17 protein-coding genes and 1 tRNA gene are annotated in these 24,517 nt (G+C 60.1%); 7 read left to right on the top strand and 11 right to left on the bottom strand.

The features are described from left to right. Nucleotides 1–55: 55 nt before the first annotated feature. Together MWH26_RS11265 and MWH26_RS20150 are read right to left on the bottom strand one after the other, a co-directional pair. The gene (locus tag MWH26_RS11265; protein WP_247974367.1) at nt 56–5,167 is read right to left on the bottom strand and encodes a PKD-like domain-containing protein; all 5,112 of its coding nucleotides are present in this window, start codon (nt 5,165–5,167) and stop codon (nt 56–58) included. A 90-nt stretch (nt 5,168–5,257) separates the two neighbouring features. Beyond that, nucleotides 5,258–5,380 (bottom strand): hypothetical protein, encoded by a 123-nt coding sequence (locus MWH26_RS20150; RefSeq protein WP_262921949.1) that lies wholly within the window; start codon nt 5,378–5,380, stop codon nt 5,258–5,260. Between the two features lie 546 nt (nt 5,381–5,926). Here MWH26_RS20150 and MWH26_RS11260 point away from each other — a divergent pair. Next, nucleotides 5,927–6,733, top strand: coding sequence for an SDR family oxidoreductase (locus tag MWH26_RS11260; protein WP_247974366.1), 807 nt, complete (start codon nt 5,927–5,929; stop codon nt 6,731–6,733). 80 nt (nt 6,734–6,813) lie between these two features. On the opposite strand, the gene MWH26_RS11255 is transcribed toward MWH26_RS11260, so the two are convergent. Further along, on the bottom strand, nt 6,814–7,530 hold the full coding sequence (locus tag MWH26_RS11255) for an SH3 domain-containing protein (protein ID WP_247974365.1): 717 nt from the start codon (nt 7,528–7,530) through the stop codon (nt 6,814–6,816). A gap of 82 nt (nt 7,531–7,612) precedes the next feature. Between MWH26_RS11255 and MWH26_RS11250 the strand changes: the two genes are divergently transcribed. Next, nucleotides 7,613–7,688 (top strand) — tRNA-Lys (locus MWH26_RS11250). Between the two features lie 347 nt (nt 7,689–8,035). Here the strand turns inward: MWH26_RS11250 and MWH26_RS11245 are convergent. The 3 genes from MWH26_RS11245 to MWH26_RS11235 all read right to left on the bottom strand — a co-directional run bounded on the left by MWH26_RS11245 (nt 8,036) and on the right by MWH26_RS11235 (nt 14,148). Further along, nucleotides 8,036–9,739, bottom strand: coding sequence for a flavin monoamine oxidase family protein (locus MWH26_RS11245; RefSeq protein ID WP_247974364.1), 1,704 nt, complete (start codon nt 9,737–9,739; stop codon nt 8,036–8,038). Between the two features lie 120 nt (nt 9,740–9,859). Further along, nucleotides 9,860–11,254 (bottom strand): alpha/beta hydrolase family protein, encoded by a 1,395-nt coding sequence (locus tag MWH26_RS11240; RefSeq protein ID WP_247974363.1) that lies wholly within the window; start codon nt 11,252–11,254, stop codon nt 9,860–9,862. A 104-nt stretch (nt 11,255–11,358) separates the two neighbouring features. Then, the gene (locus tag MWH26_RS11235) at nt 11,359–14,148 is read right to left on the bottom strand and encodes a TonB-dependent receptor (protein ID WP_247974362.1); all 2,790 of its coding nucleotides are present in this window, start codon (nt 14,146–14,148) and stop codon (nt 11,359–11,361) included. A 455-nt stretch (nt 14,149–14,603) separates the two neighbouring features. Between MWH26_RS11235 and MWH26_RS11230 the strand changes: the two genes are divergently transcribed. Continuing rightward, on the top strand, nt 14,604–15,254 hold the full coding sequence (locus tag MWH26_RS11230) for a MarR family winged helix-turn-helix transcriptional regulator (protein WP_247974361.1): 651 nt from the start codon (nt 14,604–14,606) through the stop codon (nt 15,252–15,254). 5 nt (nt 15,255–15,259) lie between these two features. Here MWH26_RS11230 and MWH26_RS11225 read toward each other — a convergent pair whose 3' ends face one another. Together MWH26_RS11225 and MWH26_RS11220 are read right to left on the bottom strand one after the other, a co-directional pair. After that, nucleotides 15,260–16,348: a Brp/Blh family beta-carotene 15,15'-dioxygenase gene (locus MWH26_RS11225; RefSeq protein ID WP_247974360.1), complete on the bottom strand. Its 1,089-nt coding sequence runs from the start codon at nt 16,346–16,348 to the stop codon at nt 15,260–15,262. Nucleotides 16,349–16,450: 102 nt separating this feature from the next. Beyond that, nucleotides 16,451–16,870 carry a response regulator gene (locus MWH26_RS11220; protein ID WP_247974359.1) on the bottom strand — a complete coding sequence of 140 codons (420 nt, stop codon included), beginning with the start codon at nt 16,868–16,870 and terminating at the stop codon, nt 16,451–16,453. Nucleotides 16,871–17,255: 385 nt separating this feature from the next. Between MWH26_RS11220 and MWH26_RS11215 the strand changes: the two genes are divergently transcribed. Together MWH26_RS11215 and MWH26_RS11210 are read left to right on the top strand one after the other, a co-directional pair. Next, nucleotides 17,256–18,761, top strand: a complete 1,506-nt coding sequence (locus MWH26_RS11215; protein WP_247974358.1) for a sensor histidine kinase — start codon at nt 17,256–17,258, stop codon at nt 18,759–18,761. After that, complete coding sequence (locus MWH26_RS11210) at nt 18,748–19,143, top strand: response regulator (RefSeq protein WP_244696700.1); 396 nt, start codon at nt 18,748–18,750, stop codon at nt 19,141–19,143. The genes MWH26_RS11215 and MWH26_RS11210 overlap by 14 nt, the downstream gene beginning before the upstream one ends. A 32-nt stretch (nt 19,144–19,175) precedes the next feature. Here the strand turns inward: MWH26_RS11210 and MWH26_RS11205 are convergent, their stop codons facing one another. From MWH26_RS11205 to MWH26_RS11195, 3 genes are all read right to left on the bottom strand, one after another. Continuing rightward, nucleotides 19,176–19,703: a CAP domain-containing protein gene (locus tag MWH26_RS11205; protein WP_247974357.1), complete on the bottom strand. Its 528-nt coding sequence runs from the start codon at nt 19,701–19,703 to the stop codon at nt 19,176–19,178. A 214-nt stretch (nt 19,704–19,917) separates the two neighbouring features. After that, nucleotides 19,918–20,898, bottom strand: a complete 981-nt coding sequence (locus MWH26_RS11200) for a lipid A deacylase LpxR family protein (protein WP_247974356.1) — start codon at nt 20,896–20,898, stop codon at nt 19,918–19,920. A 218-nt stretch (nt 20,899–21,116) separates the two neighbouring features. Further along, a complete protein-coding gene (locus MWH26_RS11195) occupies nt 21,117–22,004 on the bottom strand; it encodes a helix-turn-helix domain-containing protein (protein ID WP_247974355.1) in 888 nt (295 codons plus the stop codon). Between the two features lie 153 nt (nt 22,005–22,157). Between MWH26_RS11195 and MWH26_RS11190 the strand changes: the two genes are divergently transcribed. Next, nucleotides 22,158–23,093, top strand: a complete 936-nt coding sequence (locus MWH26_RS11190; RefSeq protein WP_247974354.1) for an SDR family oxidoreductase — start codon at nt 22,158–22,160, stop codon at nt 23,091–23,093. Between the two features lie 245 nt (nt 23,094–23,338). Beyond that, nucleotides 23,339–24,415, top strand: coding sequence for a hypothetical protein (locus MWH26_RS11185; protein WP_247974353.1), 1,077 nt, complete (start codon nt 23,339–23,341; stop codon nt 24,413–24,415). Nucleotides 24,416–24,517 lie beyond the last annotated feature (102 nt).

Genomic DNA, 24,517 nt, shown 5'->3' with positions numbered 1-24,517 from the left:
AAAAAAAGCGCCGCCCGGATTTTCCGAACGGCGCTTTTCAGTGGAGTATTGCTAGTTAGCGGGCAATTTCAAACCAGCCCTTGTAACTAGTGCCGTTGTCGAGCTTGAACAGGTAGTAGTACACTCCGTTGCCGCAGCCCTCGCCCCCGAAGTTGTTGCGGTAGTTACGGGTTTCGTACACCTGCTTGCCGTAGCGGTTGTACACCGAGAGGGTGTTGCTGGGGTAGAGCTGCACGTTGTCAATTACCAGCACGTCATTTTTACCGTCGGCGTTGGGCGTGATGATGTTGTAGAAGCCCAGCTTGTTTTCGAACGTCACGCAGGCATCGTTGGAGCTGGCCGTGCGGGCTACGGCATCGGTGCTGATGGCCTGCACCCGGAAGCACTGGCTAAAGCCCGACCGGCTGGAGGGCAGCGCGTACGTGAGCGTGGCGCCGTTGACCACGGCTATCTGCTCGGCCATGCCGTTGTCGGCCACGCGGCTTACCCGGTACTCCTGCACCGTAAAGCCCTGGTAGGCCGTCCAGGTAACCTGCACCGTGCCCTGCTGGCGGGTATCAGTGGCCTCAGCGGCGGTGGCTTTGGTCAGAATGGTGGTGTGCTGGGTGCTGCTCAGCAGCGTACCACAGGCATTAGTCAAATCCACCCGGTACTCGTAGGCATTGGCGTCGGCGTCGGCGGTTTTATCCGTGAAGCTGGTAGCGGTGTTGGCCGCCGTGCCTACCGCCGTGAAGGTGGCCGTGCTGCCGGCGTCGCGGCGCATAATGCGCACTTGGTTGGTATTACCGGTATTATTGGGTACGGCCAGGGCCAAGGTTACGCTTCGGTCGTTGGCCGCGGCGTCTACGGAAGCCGCCGTCAGGCTTACCGTGGCGTTATCGGGCCGGATAGTGAAGGTAGCCGCGCAACTCTGGCTGGTCGTTTCCGTCACGCTCAGCGTCACGTTACCGCTGCCCGCGGGCACGTCAAGCCGCACCGCATTGGTGCCCTGCCCGCTTACGAGGGTAGCCCCGGTAACCGTCCACTGGTATAGGCCGCCCGGGAAGTTAGCCACGGAATAGGTTAGACCCGTGCGGGCCTCGGGGCAGTAGCTCGGCGGGCCGGCAATAGTTAGCGGCGCCACTACCTCAAAGGCTTTGGTGTATACCTGCCCCACGCAGCCGTTAGCGTTGGTTTCCCGAATGGTGAGGGTGTACGGCGTAGCACTGGCAGCCGGCGTAGGCAGCGAAACCGTGTTGCCGGTGCCCGTCAGGGTAGTGCCGTTCAGCGTAAAGGCGTAGGTAGAAGTGGCCGCGCCCGGCAGCGCGAAGCTCAGGGAAGTGGTACTAGCGCACACCCGGCTCGGGCCGGTAATGGCTAGGTTGGTAGCCGGACCAGGCAGCACGTTCACGTACAGCGTGTCGCTCACGCCCCGGCAAATGCCGCCGGCTGGGTTGCTGGATTCCGTCACGACCAGCTTGGCCAGGCCGGGCTGGGTGAAGTTTACCTGAATGCTGGCCTGCGAGGTCGATACCTGGGTACCGCCCACAACCTGCCAGGCGTACACCGAGCCGTTGGTGTACTGGGTTTGGTAGGTGAAGGGCCCGCCCGTCTGGCAGACTTGCACCGGGCCCGTGGGCCGGGCCGTAGCCAGTTGCTGATTAACGCGCACGGGCAGTACCACCGTATCGGAGGAGCACCCGAAGGCGTTGAGCTGGAAGACTTGCACGCTGGCCGTGGTGGAGGCCGTGCCCCAGTTCACGGTAATGGCGCTGGTGCCTTGGCCGCTGGCTACGGTGCCGCCCTGCACTCGCCACTGGTAAGCCGTGCCGCGCGGATTCCGAATGCTATAAGCCACGCCCTGCACCGTGGGACACACCGAAACGCTGCCCTGAATGCTGTCAGCCGCCGGACGCGGGTTGACGGTCACGCGCACGGTGGAGGTAGCAGTACAGTTCTGCGCCGTGGTGGCAGTGAGAGTGTAGGTCAGGGTCAGGGGCGCGCCAGTGCGGTTCACCGCCATCAGCACAGGCCGGGCCGTGGTGGCATTGCTCAGGCCGGTGGCCGGGCTCCACTGGTAGGAGTAGCCTGGCAGGGCCGCAGTGCCCAGCGTCACTTGCTGGCCGTCGCAGAGGGTTGTATTGGGGCCCGCGTTAGCCACGGCGGCGGGGTTCACCGTTACCCGTACGGTGCTGGTGGCTACGCAACCGTTGGCCGTAGTAGCCGTGAGGGTAAACGTGTAGAGCTGCGGGGTAGTAGTGGTGTTCGTCAGGCTGAAGACAGGCTGGGCGGCGGTGGCGCTGCTTAAGCCCGTAGCAGGACTCCACTGATACGTAGTGCCCGTTACGGCCGCGGCGCCCAGGGTCGTACTTTCCCCGGAGCACAAGGCGCGGTCAGGGCCAGCCGCAGCCACGACGGCTGGGTTTACCGTCACCCGCACGGTGCTAGTAGCCGTGCAGCCATTGGCCGTGGTAGCAGTAAGTGTGAAAGTGTACTCTTGCGGGGCAGTGCCGGTATTTGCTAGGCTAAACACGGGTTGGGCGGCCGTGCTGCTGCTGAGGCCAGCCGCGGGGCTCCACTGATAGGTAGTACCAGCAACAGGCGTACTGCCCAGAGTCGTTGGCTCACTTGAGCACACGGCCCGGTCGGGGCCGGCATTGGCTACGGCCGCCGGATTCACCGTTACCCGCACGGTGCTAGTAGCCGTGCAGCCCTGAGCGGTGGTGGCCGTGAGGGTATAGGTGTGCACCTGGGGGGCGGAGCCAGTATTCGGCAGGTTGAAGGTAGGCTGAGCGGCCGTCGTGCTACTCAGGCCCGCGGCCGGGCTCCAGGCGTAGGTGGTGCCGGCTACTGGTGCAGTTCCAAGGGTAGTGGTTTCCGCGGAGCATACGGCCCGGTCGGAACCGGCATCCGCTACGGCGGCCGGGTTTACCGTTACTTGCACGGTGCTGGTGGCCGTGCAGCCGGCGGCCGTCGTTACCGTAACCAAGTAAGAAAGCGTCTGGGGTGCGCCGGTGGTATTGCTGGGCGTCAGCACTGGTTGAGCGACAGTAGCACTGCTTAGGCCCGTGGCCGGGCTCCACTGGTAGGTAGAGCCGGCCAGCGCCGCCGTACCGAGCGTAACTGGCACCCCCGAGCAGGTGGTGCGGCTGGGGCCGGCATCCGCTACCGCCACCGGATTCACCACTACCTGCACGGTGCTGGTAGCAAAGCAGCCGTTGGCGGTAGTAGCCCGCAGCGTGTAGGTAAAGGTTTGTGCGGCCCCCGTTGTGTTCGATAAGGTGAGGGTAGGTTGGGCCGCCGTAGCGCTGCTCAGCCCGGTGGCCGGGCTCCACTGGTAGGTGTAACCCGTCAGCGCCGCCGTGCCGAGCGTGACTGGCGCGCCGGAGCAGGTCGCCAAATCGGAACCGGCATTAGCCACGGCCGTGGCCGTGACCGTTACCGTCACCTGCCGCGAGTACGTGCAGGTGCCGTCGGTGCTTTGCACGGTGTAGGTAGTCGTTTGGGTGGGAGTAACTGTAATGCTGGCCCCGGTGAAGGTTTGTCCACCCCCGGTCCAGGTGTAAGTCTGGCCACCGCTGGCCGTTAGGGTAGTGGAGCCGCCCAGGCAGATGCTCACGTTGGGGCTGGCCGTTAGGGTGCCCGCGGCGCGCAGATTCACCGCCTTAAACGCCGAATCAGTAGGGCAGCTTAGCACCGACAGGCCCTGCACCCGCAGGGAGCCCGCTGAGGCCGCGCCCCACAGCACCTGAATGGTGCGGCCCGTTGCGGAGCCCTGAATCGTGCCGCCGCGCACTACCCAGCGGTAGGCCCCCGTAACGGGGCCCTGCGCGGTGTAGGTGCGGGCCTGGCCCCGGTCGCACACCACGGAGTCGCCGGCAATGCGGTTGGGGCCGCTGGCGCGCGTCACGGTAATGCGAAAAATCTCGGCAATGCTCTTGCTGCTACACGTGTTGTCCGACACAGTCACGACCACGTCGTAAGGGGTAGCGCGGGCATCGCCGCAGCGCGAAGCAAACCGGAATGCGCCGGTTACGGGGCTGGTTCCGCTCACGGAGGCCCCCCCAATGGGAGTACCGCTGGGCAGCGTGCCCTGGTTGTTGTTGAGGCTGGCGTTGAAAGGCCCGTTACCATCGAGCAGCACGCTGTTCACCCGCATCACCAACGACTGGTTTTCCGGGTCCGAGGCCACAATGTTGAAGTTCACGGTCTGGCCTTCCTCAATGGTGTAGTCGCGGATGGACACGGAGGGCGGACTAAACACCGGCGCCTGGTTGGGCTGGCACACCCTGGAAACCAGCTGAATATCGCGCCGAGTAGTGCCCACTAGCACCTCTCGGCCATTCACGGTGCGGTACTCTTTCACGTCCACAGCCACAACAAACTTGCCCTGAATGCGGGTTGCGTACCGGCTCAGGCCGGTGCTGGCATTTAGAGAGGCGAAGCTGCCGGTACCCGGCCCGAACGGCTGGGTTTGGCTGTAACCCGTAGCGTAATCTACGGGTAGAGGCGGCGGGGTGAAGTTGCCGAAGGGCGGGCTGCCCTGGTAGGGCGTGCCAAACGTGTAGGTCAGCCGGTCGCCATCGGCGTCGTAGGCGTTGTTGAGAATGAGGCTGGTGTCGCCCTGGCAAATAACAGCCACGGCCGTATCCGAAAAGACCGGGGAGGTGTTGGGCAGTAGGGGCGGGGCAATGTCGGCGTAAAGCGTCATGTTGGTACCCCCTGGGTTCAGCAGGTTGGTCACGTCCACGTTGCGCGCGGCATCGGTGTACACGGCGTAATAGCCCTCAAACGAGTTCGGCAGGTTCACTACCGTTACGTACTTGGCCAGCGTAACGCGGGGCGGCCGGCTATTAGGCAGGGTGCAAGTACCCGGCGAGGGCGGGGTAATTTCCACAAAGCTGGTGCGCGGCACAGTAACCGACATAATTCGCGCCCCATTCTGCGACTTATTATAAAAGCTGATGTCTACGCTCAGGCGGCCATCGGGCGCCACTGAGCCCGACTCCTTGTTCAGGTATACCAGCACCGTAACCTGGTAGCGGAAGGGAGCCGTAGTTGGCCCGTTGGCATCCAGGTATTTATAATTCATTTCACCACCCAGCAAGTGGGTAGCCGCGGCGGGCAGTGCCCCCACCGTAAGCCAAATCAACAGCAGGAAACAGGTGCGTAGTAAACGTGTTGGCATAGAATAAAAAAGAAGATGCAAGGAAAGAAGCCCGGCTGGCGCCGTATGGCTAAAAAGTCAAATTCAGGCAAGGCTGTCGGCTAACCGAAGCTAGGCCTCAGCATAGCCGGCCCAGCGCACCGCGGCCGCCAGCGCAGGTAGTAGCGGGTGCTTTAGCACCTCAGCACGGGTAGTAATAGTAAGGGCGTCGCTACCAGCGGAAGCAAGTCGCACAAACAGGCGCGTTTACTTAAGGCTATGGGCACATGAACGGATAATAATCAGGATGTTAACGGCTATTGCTTGTCCACTCACGATAGTGCATTGTAGCGTGTTGATAGCAAAAGTACCTTCTGCGTTCCAATCCTCCCAATGGTAAATTTCCGGTCTGCATCCCCCGTTTTCAGAAAGCCGCCGCGGGTTAGTAGCACTGTACGGCAAGCCTGACTGCCTTTCTGCAGGGTAAGGCGGTTTGGACAGCAGAAAGAAACGAGTTCAGCTAGCTGCGCCAAACGCCCATTTATACAGCGTGTTTTTTTGCTCTGAATCACACGAAAAGGCTGGGGCATACAAAGCAAAGGAAACACCGGTACGGCGTAGCTCGAAGATAGTGACAATAGCGTGATAAAATACAATTTGTGCTTCGACCACGCGCTCCATGTCCTGTCAGCGGCGTAGTGCTATAAGGCTAGTTGAGGCTCGTTAGTGGCATTATGCTGGCAGAATTACCCGTAGTTTTGCGCGCTTTCCAGCCGGAGGGCATCTGGTTATTTCCTTTTCATGAAAGACAACGTAGTGCTCATTACGGGCGGTACCTCCGGCATTGGCCGGGCTACTGCTCTGGCATTTGGGCGGGCCGGGGCCCGCGTAGCCATTACCGGCCGCGACGAAGCCCGTTTGCAGGATACGGCCCGGGAGCTGGCCAGCCTCGGAATCAGTCACCTAGCCATCCGTGCCGATGTGGGGGTAGAGGCTGATTCGGAGCGGGCCGTACAAGAAACCGTGGCCGCTTTTGGCCGCCTGGACGTGCTCATCAACAATGCGGGCATCAGCATGCGGGCCCTGTTCCGCGACGCCGACTTGGACGTTATCCGGCGCCTGATGCAAACCAATTTTTTTGGGACGGTGTACACCACCAAGTTTGCTCTACCCCACATTACCCAGGCCAAAGGCTCCATCGTGGGCGTCAGCAGCATTGCCGGCTACCGCGGCCTGCCGGGCCGAACGGGTTACTCGGCTTCGAAATTCGCCATGCACGGCTTTCTAGAGGCCCTTCGCACCGAGTTACTGCCCCAGGGCGTGCACGTGCTGCTGGCTTGCCCCGGTTTTACGGCCTCCAACATCCGCAACGTGGCCCTGGCCGCCGACGGTTCGGCCCAGGGTGAGTCGCCGCGGAATGAGCAACAGATGATGAGCAGCGAAGAAGTGGCCCAGCACCTGCTCCGCGCCGTGCAGCAGCGCCGCCGCGACTTGGTGCTGACCGGTCAGGGCAAGCTCACGGTGTTCCTGAACAAATGGCTGCCGGGCCTAGCCGATAAGCTGGTGTTAAACCATTTTCGGAAGGAAGAGCCCGACTTTACCCTCTAAGCATCTTGCCCCAACCGCACCGAAGCCGGCCGTTTTTTCTAGAACGGCCGGCTTCGGCGTTACTGCCTGATAATTTTATCTCATTCAACCAGCAGTAAATCGGGGCGGCGGATGTAGGCGTCGCGGCCCTGCCACTGCACGCGGTACCAAATGTCGTGCTGGCCTTGCACCTCGAAACGGTCGCCGGCGGCGGCTGTTGTAAGCCAAGCTGAACCCGCGCTAGGGCCAGCCATGAGCGGTGCCCGCGGCCGCGACACCAGCCCTACCCGGCCCGGCCCCAGCAGGTTCAGGAACAAGCCCAGCACGAGCAGGTAGGTAGCATACATGGCCCACCAAGCGCGGTCGGCGGTGCGGCGGCGCACCAGCAGCAGCGTACCGCCAGCCACGGCTAGTGCTAGCAGCACCTGCAGCAGGCGGTAGTAGTAGCGCTGGACGGTAATGGCCAGGTTTTGCCGCCAGGTATTGGGGTAGCCCGTTAGGCGGTGCTGCTGGGCGATGTCCACCATTTTTTCCCAGGTAGTATGCCGGGGCTGCCAGGCCTGGGCCAAGCTCAGGTAATAAAGCGCCGCCGGATAATGCCCGAGACCCTCCTGAGTATAGGCCATGCGCAACAGCTGCTGCGCCGACTGTACACCGTCCTGCTCCCGTACGCGGCGGTAGAGCGGGTAGGCCTGCTCTGGACGACCCGTTTCAAACAGGGAATCAGCATGCAGAAGGCGTGGAGTAACTTTTTGGGCCTGAGCCGCTTGAAAAATCAGGGCTCCAAAAAGGAAAAAAAGGAGGACTTTTTTTAGCAAAACAGTTGCACGGTTAAACTTGGGCCTCTACTTTTGTGCCACAATCAGCGAAAAACATTCGCCGTTTGCAAAGAAAACAAATGATTCTGTAGCTCAGCTGGTAGAGCAATACACTTTTAATGTATGGGTCCTGGGTTCGAATCCCAGCGGGATCACCACCGCCCTGGTTGCCACTGGCAGCCAGGGCGTTTGCTTTACCAGAGATTAGGTCCGAAGCCTGCTTCGGTTACCGATGAGGTGATAGGTCACGCCGTTATTGCCTGGGCTGTTAGCCGTCAATACGAGTGAATCCTCTACATACTTCTGGGCTGGCCGGCGGCTTATAGTTGCGCCACGCAGAGTTCTAAAAACAAACAGCTCCGGCCAACTGGCCGGAGCTGTTTGTTTAGTAACACGAGTAGTGCGGTAGCCAATGCTTGGCTGTGCGCAGCATAAGCGCCGGAGAGCGGTTAAGATTATGGCCGCAAGGCGGCATAACAGCTTTTATGCCATCAGCCTCGTTGCGCTAAGCCAGGCTTTTTTCCCGCTGCCGCATCCGCTGGTGAAGGGCCGTGTTTTTGGTGCGCAGGGCCGCTTGCACGTCCGAGGCCGCCATGCGGCCAGTTTCGGCGGCGCCATTCATGAAGCCCTGGTACCAGGCGCTGCAATGCTCACCGGCGAAAAATAGGTTGCCCACGGGTTTGCCTTCGGCCCCGGCAATAGTGCTGAACTGTCCTACCCGGTAGCAGGCGTAGCTAGCCAGCGTGTGCGGGTGCGTAGGCCAGTGGAAGCGCTCAACCTGGCCGTTGAAGGCGGCCTGCGTACCCGGCCAGGCCTTTTCCAGTACGGGCAGAAACTTGCCGGCCTGCGACTGGGCCGAACCGGAGCCCACAGCTACGCCCGCTTGTCCGCCCAGATAGACGGTAAACGCCGTCTGGGTGGTGGGCTGCAATTGGCCGCTGTCCCAACCACTCTGAGCCGTCTGGTCGGAGAACAGGTAGCCAGTGTAGCCATTGTTGCGCCAGGGCCGGCCATTAAAGCCCAAAAATAGCTTGGCATTGGTACCGTAGCCCAGGTTCTGGATGGCGTTCAGCTTCCAAGCGGGCAAGGCTACCTGCAAATCTACCGTCCGCAGAATGGTAAAAGGAATGGTCAGTACCACGTAATCGGCTACCACGGTGAGGCGAGTGCCGCTGGCTTGCTCGAACGTTAGGTGGTATTCGCTACCCTGCTGGCTCAGGGCCACGAGCTTGTGCTGCAGCGTTACCTGACCGGCTAACTGCTCGTGCAGGGCATCGGTGAGCTGCTGGTTGCCACCCTTAATTTTGTAGCGTTCATCGCTAACACCAAAAATGTCAAAAGTGCCCTTGCTGGTGTCGGCCGAGAACAGCCACAGGAAGTTAATCGAGGTCTGGTCATTTACTTCCCGTCCGTACTCGGTCAGGTAGGCCACTTCCAGCAACGTCCGGATCCAGCCTGTCATGTGAATCGAGTCGAAATAGGCGGCAATCGACATCTGATCAAAGCGGGCTGCGGCCGCGTTCATCTTCTCGAAGGTGATAGTGCCCGGCAGCGAGCGAATATCAGCCTGCATTTGCCGCGCGTACGGCTGGAAAGCGGCAATTACCTGCGCTACGGTGTACTGCTTGCCCCCGAAGAAATAGGCGTCCTTTTGCAGCACGGTTTCGCTGGGCGACTCTACATCGTAGAGAGGCAAGCCAAACTCCTGGGCTAGCTGCAGCATGTCGGCGTGGCCGCTGTCAATAAACTCGCCTCCCAGCTCCGTGGTGAGCCCAGGACCCATTAGGCCGCGGGCGGTGAAAATGCGGCCCCCGGCCCGGTTGCTGGCTTCGTACACGCGGGCCGGCACGCCAGCTTTCTTGAGCTGATAGGCGCAGTTCAAACCGGCCATGCCTGCCCCCACTACCACTACCCGCGGGGCTACCCCCGTAAGCGAGCCCAGGCTTTGCTGCCTTTGCGGCTCCAACGCAGGCTCCACTACCTCCGTGTCGCAGGCAGATAGCAGCCCGCCGGCGCTAACTAACAGGCCCATTTTGGCTGTGTTAGTGAGAAAGTCGCGTCGCGTCTGGCTGGTAGCCATTTCGGCAAGCTCATCGGCCGAGGGAGCCCCCGGCTCGTTAGCGACTACGGCCAGTCGGAAAGCTTGCTGTAAGGAGCGCAGCAACTGCGTGCGGGCCTGGGGAATAGAAGAAGTAAACGGTAGCTTCATGTGGGTAGGCGTATGAGTGGAAAGTATGAAGGATACTAATGAAAGTATGAAGGATACTAATGATGGAGCGCGGCCTGGGCAGTGGTAGCAACATCCGCTGCTTCCACTGCCCGAGTCGACTTACTTTTTAACCGGCTCAACAATCCACTCCCGGATTGCTTCCTGGGCCTGGGGTGAGAATATTTCCTTGGCTTGCCCGTTCACCAGGGGCCACTCCTTGGGGTCAGGCTGAAACAAATGGTTGACGCCGGGTAGCTTGCGGCTGACCACGCTTTTGTTATTTTTCAGGCCTTTCGCCAGGGGAGCCATGTTAGCGTCGGCGGCCACGTACAGGTCGGCCGTTCCGTTGAGCAGCAGCACGGGGCACTTCACGTCGGGAAGCTTAGCAATGGGGTTAAACGACAGGAATTGCCGGTAGCGGGCCGAGGTAAGCTCGGCGGCGCTGGCTTTAGCTGCCGCCGGATCCATGGAGGAATTGTTTTGGCGCAGCATGTTGGCCACAATGGCCTGTGCTTGGGCGTCATCGGGAGTTTGCCGAATGATTTCGAGCATGGCCTGCTGGCGCTTCACAGCTTGTTCAACCTGTGCTTGATCCGTACCCAAGGAGCGCAGCACATTGGTTTGTTGCTGAATAACAATGTCGCTGCCAGGCAGCCCGTGCGCGGCCAGGGCCACTACAAAGGCGGGGGGGAGGGGTTGAGCCGCCGCCAGCAGGGCCACGTTGCCACCCTCACCGTGCCCAATAATACCCAGGCGGGTTAAATCTACCTCGGGGCGAGTACGCAGGAAGTTTAGCGCCGCCTGCACGTCCGTTACCACGTCGGAAATGGTAGCTGGAGCCGCCGAGCCGCTGGAGCCGCCCACACCCCGGTCATCAAAGCGCAGAACGGCAATGCCACGGCGGGTTAGGTAGTCGGCCAGCGCGCCCATAGGGCGGTAGTCGCCTACGGTGCCGTCCCGGTCCTGGGCTCCGGCGTCGGAAACCAACACGGCGGTCGGGAACGGCCCTGTGCCCGGGGGTAAGGACAACAGGCCGGCTAGGCGGAGTGCCTCCTGGCTGCTGGTAAACGTCACTTCTTCTTCCTGGTAAGGGGGCGTCAGTCGGGTTTTGGCGCCCGCCACGGCCGAGGCCGGCACCAGCTGCAGGGTCAGGGGCGTTTTGAAGCCATTTTGGCGCCAGGTGCCCTGTACTTGTTGCCCGCTGGCGGAAAGCTGCCCGGTAAAGCGGCTACCTACCTGCTCAGCCACGAAGCTTACCGAATCGCCCTGCACTTCCACGGCCACTGAAATACCGCTCACCCGTTGAATGGGCACATCCAGGGTCGCAAAGTAGCTGCCACCGGTCAGCGGCACTACCCGGAAAACCACTTCCCACTGACCACCAGGTACTTTCAACGGGCCTTTCCAGAGCCCATCGAGGGGAGAAGCAGGAGCTCGCAGAGGGGCAGCGGCCGCCAGCACGCTGTGCAGCAGCAACAGGATAATAACATACGAAATAGCGTAGTGCTTCTTCATACAGGAGGTAGTAGAGCTAAGCAAAAGAAAACGGCTCCCGGACCGGCCGCTTCTCCCCGGCAGGGAAGGTAGGCCGCCGGCCCGGGAAACTGGTAGCCCGCAGCTTACAGGCCGAAGTTATACACTGCCTTTAGGTAGAAGAACGTCCCGTTGAAGTTCATCTGGTGGGAGTGGTAAGGCAGAATGTCGAAGTCGTAGGGCAGGTAGGAAGGCTGGCCGTACTTGTTTTGGAAGTAGGCGTCGAACTCAGCCTGGGTTTTGAAGCCGATTGGGGGATTACCGTTGCGGGCAGCTTCGGCAATGGTGTTAGGCTGCACATTGAACAAGTTGTTCACGCCGGCCGTGAGCTGCAGGGCCTGCTTGGGCTTGTAGCTCAGCTGCAGATCCGTGGTCAGCCGGGGCTTGAACACCAGATAGTAGCTGCCTTCAGCCAAGGGGTCAAAGTTGAAATCGTAGCTGCTAACCTGCCCGTAGCGGACGTTGCGCACCAGTAGGTTAAACTTGCCTACCTCGTAGCTCGTGTTTAGAATGAGCTTGCTCTTGGGGTTACCCGTCTCAATCAGCGAAAGCTGGCGCTGATCCACATAGTTATTACCCAGGTCGTCGTCGCTCTGCAGCTTGGCAAAAGCTGTTGGCACGTCAATGCTACGGATGGTGTTGCGGTTGAAGTTAGCCGCCAGGCTGGCCAGGAAGTTGCCGCGACCCACGGGGCGGCGGTAGCTGGCTACCAGGTCCAGGCCCTGGGTGCGCGTGTTTACCGCGTTAGTAAAGAACTGGGCGTTGGTGGCGTTGGCTTGGGTGAGGGCCGCATCCAGGGCCGGCGTGATGCCCTGGCCCAGCAAACCCGACAGGATAATCCGGTCATCAATGGCAATCTGATAGGCGTCCACCGTGAAGGTCAGGGCGGGCGAAGGCGTCAGGATCAGGCCGGCGCTAAAGTTGCGCGACTTTTCGGGCTGCAGGGCCGGAATACCGGCCGCGCGGGTTACCTCGCTCTGGTTGTTGAAGATACCCGTGTACACTACCCCGTTATTGACGGGTAGTAGCGTGAGCTGACGGTACAGCGCCTGCTGCAAGGATGGAGCCCGGAAGCCCGTGTTGTAGCCAGCCCGCACCGAAAGAAACTTGGCCAGCTGCAGGCGGGTGTTCAGCTTGTAAATGAAGGCCGAGCCAAAGTCTGAGTAATTCTCAAAGCGTACGGCCGTGCCAATCGTCCACTTTTTGGTGATGTCAGCTTCCACGTCCACGAAGCCCCCGATGTTGTTGCGGTTGCCCTCGATGGCTGCCGCGGGGTCAAAGCCGATAAAGCCCTGAGCGCCACCCGAGGCCCCGGCGGCACCCCTTCCGTAATCCTTCCAGGAAGCCTCTTCACCAGCAAAAATTAGGTAGTTCTCGGTGCGGTACTCCGTGCCGAAGGCTACGTTGGTGCCGGCCAGTACCTGCGGAAACAGCCGGCTCAGGGTGGCGTTGGTTACGTTCTGGCGGAACTGCAGGCCGCCGGCATCAAACTGGGTAGGCGAGGCCGTACCTAGGGTGCTGTTAAGCGTGTTGCTGACATCGTAGTGCATGCGGTTGAGGCCCACTACGTGGCTGACATCCAGCTTCCACTGACCTAGGCTAGCCGTAATGCCGGCCGCCCCGGACGCATCATGAATGCGCGTGTTGATGTTGGGCTGGTAGCCCAGGGGGAAGATGCTATCCACAATGTCGGCGGGTTGGGCCGAGGGTAGCACCCAAGGCGCAACGGCTCGGCCGCGGCGGTAGTTAAAGCCCCCAAAGGAGTAGAACGATACCTTGTTGCTGAGCGGAGCGCCCAGGTTATAGAGCAGCCGGTAATTGCGGATTTTGGCGTCGCCGTTTACCTGCTCGAAGTCCCGGTAAGTTTTGCCGTTCGCGGCTAGCGCGGAATCTTCGGAGGCGCGGTTGCTGGAAAATACTGGCCAGGAATTGAGGCTGCGCGAGTACTGGCGGGTAGTGGCGCCGCGGTAATCCACGTCGCCGGTCAGGTTCAGGAAGCCTTTCTGGCCCAGTTTAAAGCCTTTGTTTAGGCTAAACAGGGTGCTCAGACCGTCGCCGGCGCTGGTAATGCCCGTGCTCAGCAGCACGTTGCCACCTTTGTTGTCGGCGCGCAGGTTGATGTTCATAACCCCGGCAATGGCATCGGAGCCGTACTGGGCCGCGGCGCCGTCGCGCAGCACCTCAATCCGGTCAATGGCATTGGAGGAAACCGTGTTCAGGTCATAGCCTACGTTGCCCACGCCACGGCTACCGAGTAGGTTAATCAGGGCCGTGGTGTGGCGGCGCTTGCCGTTCACTAGCACCAGCATCTGGTCCGGGCTCAGGCCCCGTAGCGACGACGGATCGACGTGGTCGGCCCCGTCGGCGGAGGTTTGGCGGGTCGAGTTAAAGGAAGGCACCGAGTAGTTCAGAATCTGGGTCAGATCAGTCTGGGGCCCGGTGGCCAGCAGCTCACGCATGTCAATTACGTCTACCGGTACCGCGGACTCCAGCACCGTGCGGTCAATCCGGCGCGTACCCACTTGCACCACGTCGGGGGCTAGCGCAATGCTGAGCTGCACCGCTTTATCAGCAGACAGGAACACGTTGGTAATCACCTGAGTACGGAAGCTAGGCTGCGTTACCTGGACGGCAAAGGGCCCGCCAACAAGTGCATCCGGAATGCTAAAGATGCCCGCCGAATCGGTGGCCGCGGCGCGGCGCAGTCCCGTGGGCAAGTGAATGGCCGTAACGGCCGCTCCGGCAACAGGGCTACCCGTTACGGACACTACAGTGCCACCCAGGGCTGCCGTAGCTGTTTGCCCCCAGGTTGTATGAATAGTACAAAAAACAAGGCAGGTTAACACCAGCCACACGCGGGTAAAAGTTGGGTTCATTCAAATTCTAATTTTAGGAATAATAGTGTAAGATCGTATCAATTTGACTCGATTCGCAAGACGACTTTCACTATTTCCATAGCATGTAGTTATTTTGATGTAATAATTATATTATATCTTACTTTAATCAAGAAAACATAGAAGAAACTGGATATTCATGCTCTTGTTTTATCGTTTGGTCTTTCCCAATTCAAGTCCAATGGAGCGTTTGTTGCTTTGCATTTCTCGGTGAAAGCCGTAAAAGCCTACCTGATTTTTAGGGCAAAGGCTCTACCCTTTCCTTTTCGCCTGGACTACTGTTGTGTGAACCGAACCTGGCGGTGGCCGGTGAAGTGCAAATCATAGCCGCTCCTCTTGGGGTAGAAGAAGCCTGTTGTCGGGCCGTATCAGCGGGTTAGGACGCAGTTTGAGGTAACCTCAACAGTAGTAGAAGACTAGAGTGCTACCTTTGCCCGATGAACTACGCCTTCTTGCAGCAGTTGCTGGCCGCCGTTGAAAAATATGAGGCGCAGTCTTTACCCGATCAGCCCAACCAACTGGCAGACTTTTCTCACTGGCTACAAGCCCATACCAGCGCCCCCCCAGACACAACTACCGTTAGTCGGGAGCAAGTACACGTCCGGGAGTTTGATGAGTCACGCATCAGCAAGCTCATCACCTTTCTATCCCGCTACGCCCGCTCGTATTCGCGCCTGGCCCTGCGCGATTCTCCCCTGACTACCCTGGAAGACTTCACTTACCTGGCTACCCTGAACGCCTACCAGCCCCTGAGCAAGACGGATCTGATAGGACGGAACATCCACGAAAAATCAGGGGGCATGGAGGTTATCCGGCGCTTACACAAGCAAGGACTGGTTACGGAGCAGATGCACTCGCATGATCGGCGCAGCCGTGTACTCATGCTTTCAGATAGTGGTCGGGAGGTATTGTTCCAGCTTTTTGAGCGCATGGAGCAGGTAGCGCGTGTGCTGGCCGGCAACCTGAACACGCCTGAGCGCCAGCAGCTTCTGTATCTGCTGCTGAAATTGGACGCGTATCATTACCCGCGCTTTCATCAGCAGCGGGCCAAAACCCTGGACGAACTGCTGGACGCCTATGAGCAATAGCCGGCCTACCTGCCGCCGTAGGCTTGCAACGCTGTGCCGCTTTCCGGTGGCTGCCCTGCTGGCAAGACCAAGGGATTGCCAGCGGCCAAATATGGGCGCGCCCGCCACTTGGGGGCATCCATCACCAGGGTAACCAGCAAGGCGTGGGGCACAGTCACGACGGAAGCCGCTAGTACTACCAGTCCCAGCCAGGCATTCTGGGCCGGAAGCCAAGTGCCACCTAGGGCATGCGCGCCGGCTAGCAACACCAAACTCGCGGCCAGCATGGGCCAGGCGCGACGGGCGAAAAATAGCAGCTTCCGCCGCCCCCGTGCGCCCAACCGGCTCGGCCCCGCCGCGTAGCCAAGCAGGGGCGCAAGCCGCAAAATGTGCTGTAAGCTGTGCCAAAACACGAAATACACGCCCAGGGCCAGCAAGGGCGGCCAACTGCTGAACAAGCACGCTAGCAAGCACACTTCCCCCACATCGCGCAGCCAGCGGCCAGGTAGGCGCTGCCAGCCCAAGTACGCCCACAACCCCAGGTGTCCGGCTAGTACCAGCCCTAGCAGCCCTCCGGGTGCGTAGGAATCAAGCTGAGCGGGCGGGGCGCCGGTCAGCAGCAACAGCCCATTCACGTGCCCTACCGTTTCAGCGGGCCAGAAGTACGCCGGCAGCGCCAATAGCAAGACTCCACGAAGTAGGCTGTGCGCCAACCAAATGCCACGCTGCGGGTAGGCCGGCGCATCAGCCGAACCCCAGTGCCAGGCAGTCAGGCCAAAAAAGAAAACCGCCGCCACGCCTGGCCACTGCCACCACACCAACCCAACACCCCCGGCCAAGCCGAGGTAGCCGAGCCCAAACCGCACCTGGTACACCCAGCGGGAACCCCGGACCGGACGATACACGGGCCACACCAGCTGGTCGCAGGCGCCGTGGGCAACTCCCAAGCCCAGCAGGCCCACGAGCAGCACCGGCCCCAACACGGTGGTGGCATAGGCCGGAAACCGGACGAGCAGGCAGCAAGCGGCTACCAGCGCATAGGAGCAAGCCTGCCCCCAGCTTAGGCAAGTAAATAGGCTGCCGCCGGGTAGGGGAGGTAGTGATAGAAAACGCATACTATAAAAGAGCCGCTAACCAGATTTCTTAGCCCGAAGCGCAACCGGACCGCGCGTAACCCAGCCAGCTACGGGTAGAAAGCAGTATATGGGCCGCTGCCGCTACACTTCCTGCAACAGCAGCTGCATGCGGCGGATGCCTTCCTCGTTCAGGGGTTTGGTGAAAAATCCTTTTACCTCACGGTGAGCCAGCAGCTTGCTGGAGTCCTCGGGGTTGATGGAGGAAGTAAGAATAAAAATATTCACGGGGTGGGGGAGGGCTAGCGTAGCGCAGGCATCCAGAAATTCCCAGCCATCCATCAGGGGCATGTCCAAATCTAGCAGGATAAGGTCTGGGAGGGGCGCTTGCTGCTGCAGGCACCCTTGCAGTTGGTCAAAGGCCTGCTGTCCGTTGGTGTAGGTTTGCACCTCACTGCTGAGCAAGTTCTTTTTCACGATTAACTCTGAAATGACGGAGCTAATTCGGTCATTTTCAATGACGTATACTAATTTTGGCGCTTTTGCCACGGGCGGGTGAGACATAATAAGGACGGCAACAAATTCCGAGCCTAAGACGGACGTAGGGTTTCTACCGCCAATAAGATAGTGACCCGCTTATGCAGACCAAGGGCCTATTGGAAAAAGATAACTGCGTAACCCAAGCTGGGAAAAATTCTCGATTCAGGATTAAAAATTTGATAGTTCGTTATTTGTTTGAAACAATGAGGTTATTTTGAGTTTACTACACAATACAAAGAACCACACGGCTCTGTTTAACGCCAAGTAGAAGTATTCTTTTCGCAAGAAAAGCTACTGGCGTACCGAACTACGTAGCTGCTTCCGCCTATTTGTTACCCTTTCACCACTAGCTCCTACCCCATGCCCCTGCGACCATTCTTTGTTCAGCTTTACAAGCAGTTGTAATACAATGAGTTATTTAGAGCAAGAGCTGCGCGCATTACAAGCCTCAGACGAAACCGTTTTTGACTTTATCCAGGAATCAACGCTGGCTGGGCTGTGGTACTGGAACCTGACGGGGGACCAGGAGAAGTGGGCTACTGCCAAATTCTGGCGTAGTCTGGATTATGAGCCCGATGCTCAGTTCAACCAGGCGGCGGCTTGGAAGGCAGCCATTAGCCCCGAGGAGGAAACCGCTACGGCTGAGTACATAGCCACCAGTATTGCCGATCATACCTACTCCTTCGACCAAGTGGTACAGGCTACCTGCCACGATGGCTCGACGATGTGGCTGCACTGCTGGGGGCTGGTGCTGCGCAACAACCTGGGGCAGCCCCACCGCCTGCTCGGGGTGCTGGTAGACATTACCCGGCAGCGCAACGAGGAAATCAGCGCCCAGGAAGTAGCCGGCCACTACGGGGCAATTCTGGGCAACCAGTCGGTGTACATTATCCGGACCGACGCGCGGGGCAACTACACCTACGTGAACGATTTCTTCTACGAGCGTTTCGGGCTGGACAGCAAAATCATCGGCACCTCATCCCTGATGAGCATTATTGAGGAGGACCGCGCCAAGTGCCTGGTTACGGTGGGCCTGTGCTTTGAAGAGCCCAACGTGCCCCACCAGGTAATTTTGCGCAAGCCCTACCACGACAATGCGGTGAAGTCCAACCACTGGGAGTTCAAAGGGATTGTGGGCAGCAACGGGGAGGTAGTGGAAATTCAGTGCGTGGGCTACGACGTGACGCTGCTGGTAGACAATTTGGAGCGGTCCAAGCAGCTGCTGGCCCTTACCAACCAGCAAAACGCCCGGCTTCAGAACTTCGCCTACATCATTTCCCACAACATCCGCTCGCACTCCGCCAACCTGACGGCCCTGGTAAAATTCCTGCAGAACGCCACGGATGAAGCCCAGGCCACCATGTTTCTGGAGATGCTCAAAACCAGCACCGACAAGCTGGCCGAGACCATCATCAACCTGAATGAGATTGTCACGGTTAATAACATGGGTTTGCAGCCCAAGGAGATGCGCGGCCTGCGCCAGGAGGTAAGCCGCACTCTGGAGGCCATGAATGTTCTGATTCACGAAAGCCAATTAACTGTTACCCTGAACATTCCGGAGGAAGTAACAGTACAGGTAGTACCCGCCTACCTAGACAGCATTTTGCTTAACCTGCTCAGTAACGCCATCAAGTACCGCTCGGCAAGTGCTTCGCCGCAACTAACCCTGGATAGCTACCGCGAGGGCGACTACACCGTGCTAAGTGTGGCCGATAACGGGCGGGGCATTGACATGGCCCGCAACCACAACAAGATTTTTGGGATGTACAAAACCTTCCATGACAATGAAGACGCGCGCGGGCTGGGCCTTTTTATTGTGAAGAACCAGATTGAAGCCATGAACGGCAAAATTGAAGTCGCCAGCGAAGTTGGCGTGGGTACTACCTTCAAAGTGTACTTTAGTGAAATTGTTTGAGTTAGTATATGTCATTGAGGACGACTTCATTACGTCCAAAATCACGGAGTTGTATCTGCAGCAGCACGGGGCGTTCAAGCGCGTGCAAAAGTACAAGAACGGGCAGCCCGCCCTGGACGCGCTTCACCGCGCCTCCGACCAGCCCGCCAAACTCCCAGATTTGATTTTGCTAGACCTGAACATGCCCGTCATGGATGGCTGGGAGTTTCTAGACGCCCTTTCGGCCGAGCACTGGCCCAAGCCCGTGCCCGTGTGCGTGCTCACCTCCTCCATTAACCCCGACGACATCAAAAGGGCCACCTCCTACACCGCCGTGCAGGGCTACTTTATCAAGCCCATGGATGCCCACTTGGTTGATGAAATGGTGCAATTGCTGGAGTAGAGAGCCGCGCCACTACCCCAAGCGGCGGAAAGCTAAATGCAGAAAACCATGGAGTTCTGCAGCTCGTCGCCGTCGTAGATGGTAGCAATGCCCACTTTGGTGGGGTGGGGGTCGAGTAGGGTTGCGTTGTGCTTGGGCGAGTTCTGATAGGCGCGCAAAATCTGGCCCTCAATGCTGCGAAGGTTACCGGGCCGCATGCCCCGAAACCGCACGCAGTTCTCGTAGCCGTAGCTTATAAAGCCGCTGGCTTTCTCAAATCGGTGCCCCACGGCCGCCAGCCGCTCCCGCGGCGTGGGGTAGAGGGGGTGGTAATGGCCGTGGGTGCGGTGGGTAAGGTTATAGATGGCTTGCAGGCGGGCCGCTCGACAGGCCGTTTCACTGAGTACCAGGGGTGGCAAGCCAGCCCGCTGACGGTAGGCATTGCACTGCCGGAGCAACTCCCGGGCGGTGTCCACATCGGCCCACTGCTGAACGGGAGCAGCAGTTTCCCGATGCCCGGACCCGACGACGTTACTGAGCGACGTGAAACACGTCAGCAGCAGCACATAAACGTAATTCATGAGGTATTAAAGAAAGAAGATAAGGGGGCCAGAAGGACCGGAGCCAGCAGCTGAGCAGCCCGCTGACAGCCAGCCATTTGTCCGCCGTTCTGTTAGCAAAAAAGCCCAATCAGAACCTGAACGGTTGTCAGGTTGCAAGTAGTATGCCAGGCCCCAGCTAGGAAGCCAAGCGGCGGGCAAGAGCGCCCAAGAATACGCAGCAAGAGCCACCGTATTAGAAGGCAAGCTGCACGCCAAGGGTGGTCCAGCGGTGGGTGCGGCCACCCTGAAACTCGGGCGAAATCCACGTTAGCGCACCTTCCAGCCGCACGCCCGCGTAGCCTACGCCTACCGTGCCCGTGCCGCGCGCCACGGCCCGGCTAACGGCGGATGTGGGCAGCACGTACGGTGAGCGGCGGTTCAGTAGCCCCCCTTGCAAGGTGGCATTGTATCCCACCAGCCGACCTTCTAGCTGCGCCTGGGCGTAGGCTTGCACCAGTGGCTGCCCCGCGCGATTACCCCGCGAGGCAACACCCAACGACTCAAAAGCCGAGGGCCGCTGCCCTAACCGCACAGTGGCACCCGTTCCGGCGTAGGTGTGCAGCGTGCCTACCGATGCGCTAGCCTGCCCGGTTAGCTCCAAGAAGTGCCCCAGGGCCAGCAGTTGCTTTTCTAGCCGGCCTTCGTAGCCCAGCACCAGGTCAGTTCGCACTTGGTAGTCCCAGCCGCGCGGGGTGGGGGCCCCCAGCCATTCGTGCAGTTTGGTTTGAAAGCCTTTGGCTCCCGCGGCCGGCCCTATAAAGCCCACATTCAGGGCGGTAGTTATGAGCAAGCGGCGGGCCGGGTGCCGGGCCACGCGCAGCAAATCAGCGTAGATGTAGGAGGCGTAGGGCCGGTCGCCTACCCGAATGAAAGGGTCCTGAATTCGCAGGGGCGTAAACCCATCGTAGTGCAGCCGGATGCCGTGATACAAGATACTGCCGTGCGGAACGGGCCCCAGGATTCGGTTTACCGGTGAGTGCTGTAGCGCCGGGCTTACCAGCAGCAAGGTCATGCCCTGGGTGAAGTAGTAGTCCGTACGCAGGAAGGCGTCGTTGGCAAAGGAGTAGGCCAGCAGTCGGTCGGGGCTGGTGCGCGTGCTGTCCGCGCGGTCCTGGGCATAGCCCGCAGCAGGAACTACCAGCAGCACGAGTACACCCAGCAACCAACGCAGCATAAACAGGAAAAGGAGAGGATCAGCAAACCTACGTAGCTGCCACCACAAGCGGGTTGGTTGCTGTGGGTGATTACCGCGCAGGTGAAAGTATAATCAGACCTACGTAGTAAAATGGCAGAAGTAACCACTTGGTAACCTGGGTTTTTACGGGTGCAACCAGGGTAGCCTATTCCTTGCTTCAGCGCTTGCCTTGCTTAGCAACTCTACCGGTGGAAATATTAGCTGTGGGGTCCGAGCAATTCCGGTTGGGTTACGCAGATGGCTTCACCAAGCCGCAACTGCCCCGCTACTTTAGAAGGGGGCTGCTGCAGAAAGTGGCGAAAGTCATGCACCAAGTGGCTTTGGTCGTAGTAGCCGTAGTGTTCCAGTAGGGAGCCCCAGTCTGGGGTAGCACCGTGGCGGCCCGGGTGCGGCAAGTCGGCCAACACCAATCGGAAACGCAGAAAACGAGCTGCTTCCTTGGCTGAAAAGCCCAAGTATTTCTGGAAGCGCAACTGCACGGCGCGCTCCGAGCGGTGACTAGCCGCAGCCAGCACCTTGAGCGGATTTAGGTGGGAGCCCGGCGCCAGCAGAGGCAAGTGCGCCAGTAACTCAGCCTGGGAGGCGTCGGTCGCTCGCAGGTAGGGTAGGCAAAAAGCAGTGAGCATCGACCCAAGCTGAGCCGGGCCGGAGCAAGACCGCAGTTGCTCCCAAAGCTCGGTAAAGCACCGGTGGCCAACCAAGGCATCCGGGTCAGTCAGGCCAGGGCCCAGAGCAACGACGGGAATCTGAAACAAACGGTAGAAGCCTGCCAGGGTGAAGGTAACGGCCAGCACCCGCGCGCCGCCCGCTAGCCGGTACTGCCAAGCCGTTTTCACTGGCCCAAGTAGGCCGCTGCCTACCAGCGGATACACCGGGGCCAGGGCCGCGCTGGTGATGGGCCATACTTCGGCGCGGCCCGGCCCGAGGTCAAAGAGCAGCACTACCTGAAAAGCGGGTAGCAACGTGCGCACCACGGGCGCCGCCCCCGGCTCAGTGGTGAAGAGTACTAGGTGCTGGATAACCTCCCGCAGAACGGGCGGCGGTAGCATGAAGTGCTCTTGCAGGGAAGAGGGCAGGGCAGACACGGGCAGCTTCGTTTTCTTACAAGTTTACGCGGCAAGGGCCAGATAGCTTTGTCACAGCTTCTTCCCCTAAGGTAGTACTCGCTTTACTCTCACGAGCGGAACCCTCACGAGCAGACGCTACCCCACTGTTCACTTTTCTACATTCTTACGCTCATGAAGCATTCTTCTGTCTCCGCCCTGCCGGCTACCGGTGTTGCCCCAACTCTGCTTATTTCCGGTGCTACTGGCACGGTTGGCACCCAACTTGCCCGGCGGTTGGCGGCCCAGGGCGTACCATTCCGGGCCCTGGTCCGCGACGTAAATAGCGCGCCGGCAATGGCCTTGCAGCAGCTGCCGGGAGCCGAACTGGTGACCGGCGACCTAAACGACCCCGCTAGCGTGGGGCGGGCGCTGGTGGGCATGAAGCGGGCCTTCCTACTCACGCCCTCCTCGGCCCAGGCCGAAGCCCAGCAGGTGGCTTTCGTAGAGCAGGCCCAACTAGCAGGGGTGCAGCATGTGGTCAAGCTTTCACAATGGGCGGCCGAGGCTGAGTCGCCGGTGCGGTTTCTGCGCTACCACGCCGTGGTGGAGGCCGCCATCCGGGCCAGCGGCCTCGCGTACACGTTTTTACGCCCCAACCTATTTATGCAAGGCTTGCTGGCATTTCAGGGTACCATTGCGGCGCAAGGCCAGTTTTTCGCCCCTGTCGGGGAGGCGCGAATCAGCGTGGTAGACGTGCGCGACATTGCCGCTGCCGCCGCGGCTGCCCTCACCGAAACCGGCCACGAAAACCGCACCTACGACCTGACCGGTCCCCAGGCCCTCACCCACGCCGACATGGCGTGTGCACTGGCCCTGGCCACCGACCGCCCCGTAACTTTCCTTGATGTGCCCCCGGCGGCCATGCGCGGGGCGCTGCTGGGCCTGGGCATGGATCCCTGGATGGCGGAGGGGTTGGTGGAAGATTACGCCCACTACCACCGCGGAGAAGCGGCCACCGTGGCGCCGGGCGTGCAACAGGCCACCGGCCGCGCCCCGCGTTCCTTTGCCAGCTTCGCCCGCGACTATGCCCCCGCTTTTGGCGCTCCGGCTCCGGTAGTAGCTCTCTAGTAGCATCTGCTCCCGCAGGAATCGGCCGGTCTACTATGCTATCCGCGCCACGGGGTAGGAGGCTGCCGTGCCGGAAGCATGCCGCGAGTTGGCTAGGTTGGTGCTAGGTAGCTGAGGCGGAGCAAGGATGCCGGCAGAAGTGGTAGCTGGTGGTGTGGTGGCATCCTGGGGTAGAAGCAATGCCAACCGGGGAACATCGTTGTACCTTGCGTAACGTCCACGTTCTTCTCGCTTTCCACGTCCTTATGGCTGCTTCAGAACCCTCCGTGCCACCTGTTCGTCCTTCCGCTGCCCGCCTGGAAAAAGCGCGCAAGCGTGACCGGGTGAAGGAAGCGTTTTTCCTGACTCAGAATGTCGTGCGCGGTAACGTACTGCATAACACGGGAGGGGCCTTTCACGTCATGCGGCTGCTGTCCATTCACAAGATGCCCGCCGGCCTGTTGGCTCCTGAGCATCCTTGGGTGACGGGACTGCTGCCTAACTCGGAAGAACCCATCTGGCCGCGCAACCTCGTGTTTCGTACCCCAGTGGGTACGCAGTGGGCCAAAGCCGACTACGTACCGGAGCCGGATGAAGCCATCGTCGGGAAAGTGGGGCGCTTCTTGGCAGCCATGGTGCGCAAGTCGGTGGCTACGCCGGAAATCCCGCACGGCCCGCAGCGGCGCATGCCCCACGCCATCAACTACCTGCACGGCGCGGTGCACTACAACGGCCTGTCCTTGCTTTTCAACACCTTCGCCGAGGCCATGCAGTACCTAGCCGATACGCGTTTTCGTCAGGAGCTGCGCCGGCTGATTCGTCAGGAAGGGCGCGAAGTCACACTGGTGTTTCGCGAGCGAAACTATGACCCGCAGGAGTTTGCCTACTTCTCGGCCTTCGTCATGTCGCACTTGCCCTGGTTTGCCAACGTCAACGGGGCGGGGCGCAAGGTCATGTGGGGCAATCCTTCCCCGTACCCGGCCGTGAACATCATCAATGGGGCTTGGGTAGCCGACATTAGCCGCTTGCGCCACGGAGATGCGCTAGGCATCGTGCGCCCGCCCGTGGAGGCGGGCTGCTACTTTCAGGGCGACTACGGCGTGCCCACTCGCGACTTCCATTCCCTGGAGCGCCTGCACGCCTACCTGATCAATCAGTGGGTACGACGCCGGGGCTTTCGTGGCGGACTTTACTTTGTGGACCGGCGGCGCGTTGAGCCCGAGCGCTACCAACAGTACCTGGCATCAGATGGGCAGCAGTGGACCGGCAATCAGCCCCTGCCAAACCCTCTGCGTCAGCGCTGGTTGCGCTGGCGAGCTAAGCGCAAGCCGGGCCAGCCCTAAGCTACCCCAGCCTGGCCCCGAAAACCTGCCAGTTGCCTGCGGCTCGGCCTTGGCAGGTGGCTGCGCTGGTAGTTAGTGTTAATTTGTTTTATTTAACTGCTT

The sequence above is a fragment of the Hymenobacter sublimis genome, from assembly GCF_023101345.1.
GTDB classification, from domain to species: domain Bacteria; phylum Bacteroidota; class Bacteroidia; order Cytophagales; family Hymenobacteraceae; genus Hymenobacter; species Hymenobacter sublimis.
Note: the sequence above shows the minus strand (reverse complement) of the source record. Positions and strands in the feature narration are given on the sequence as shown.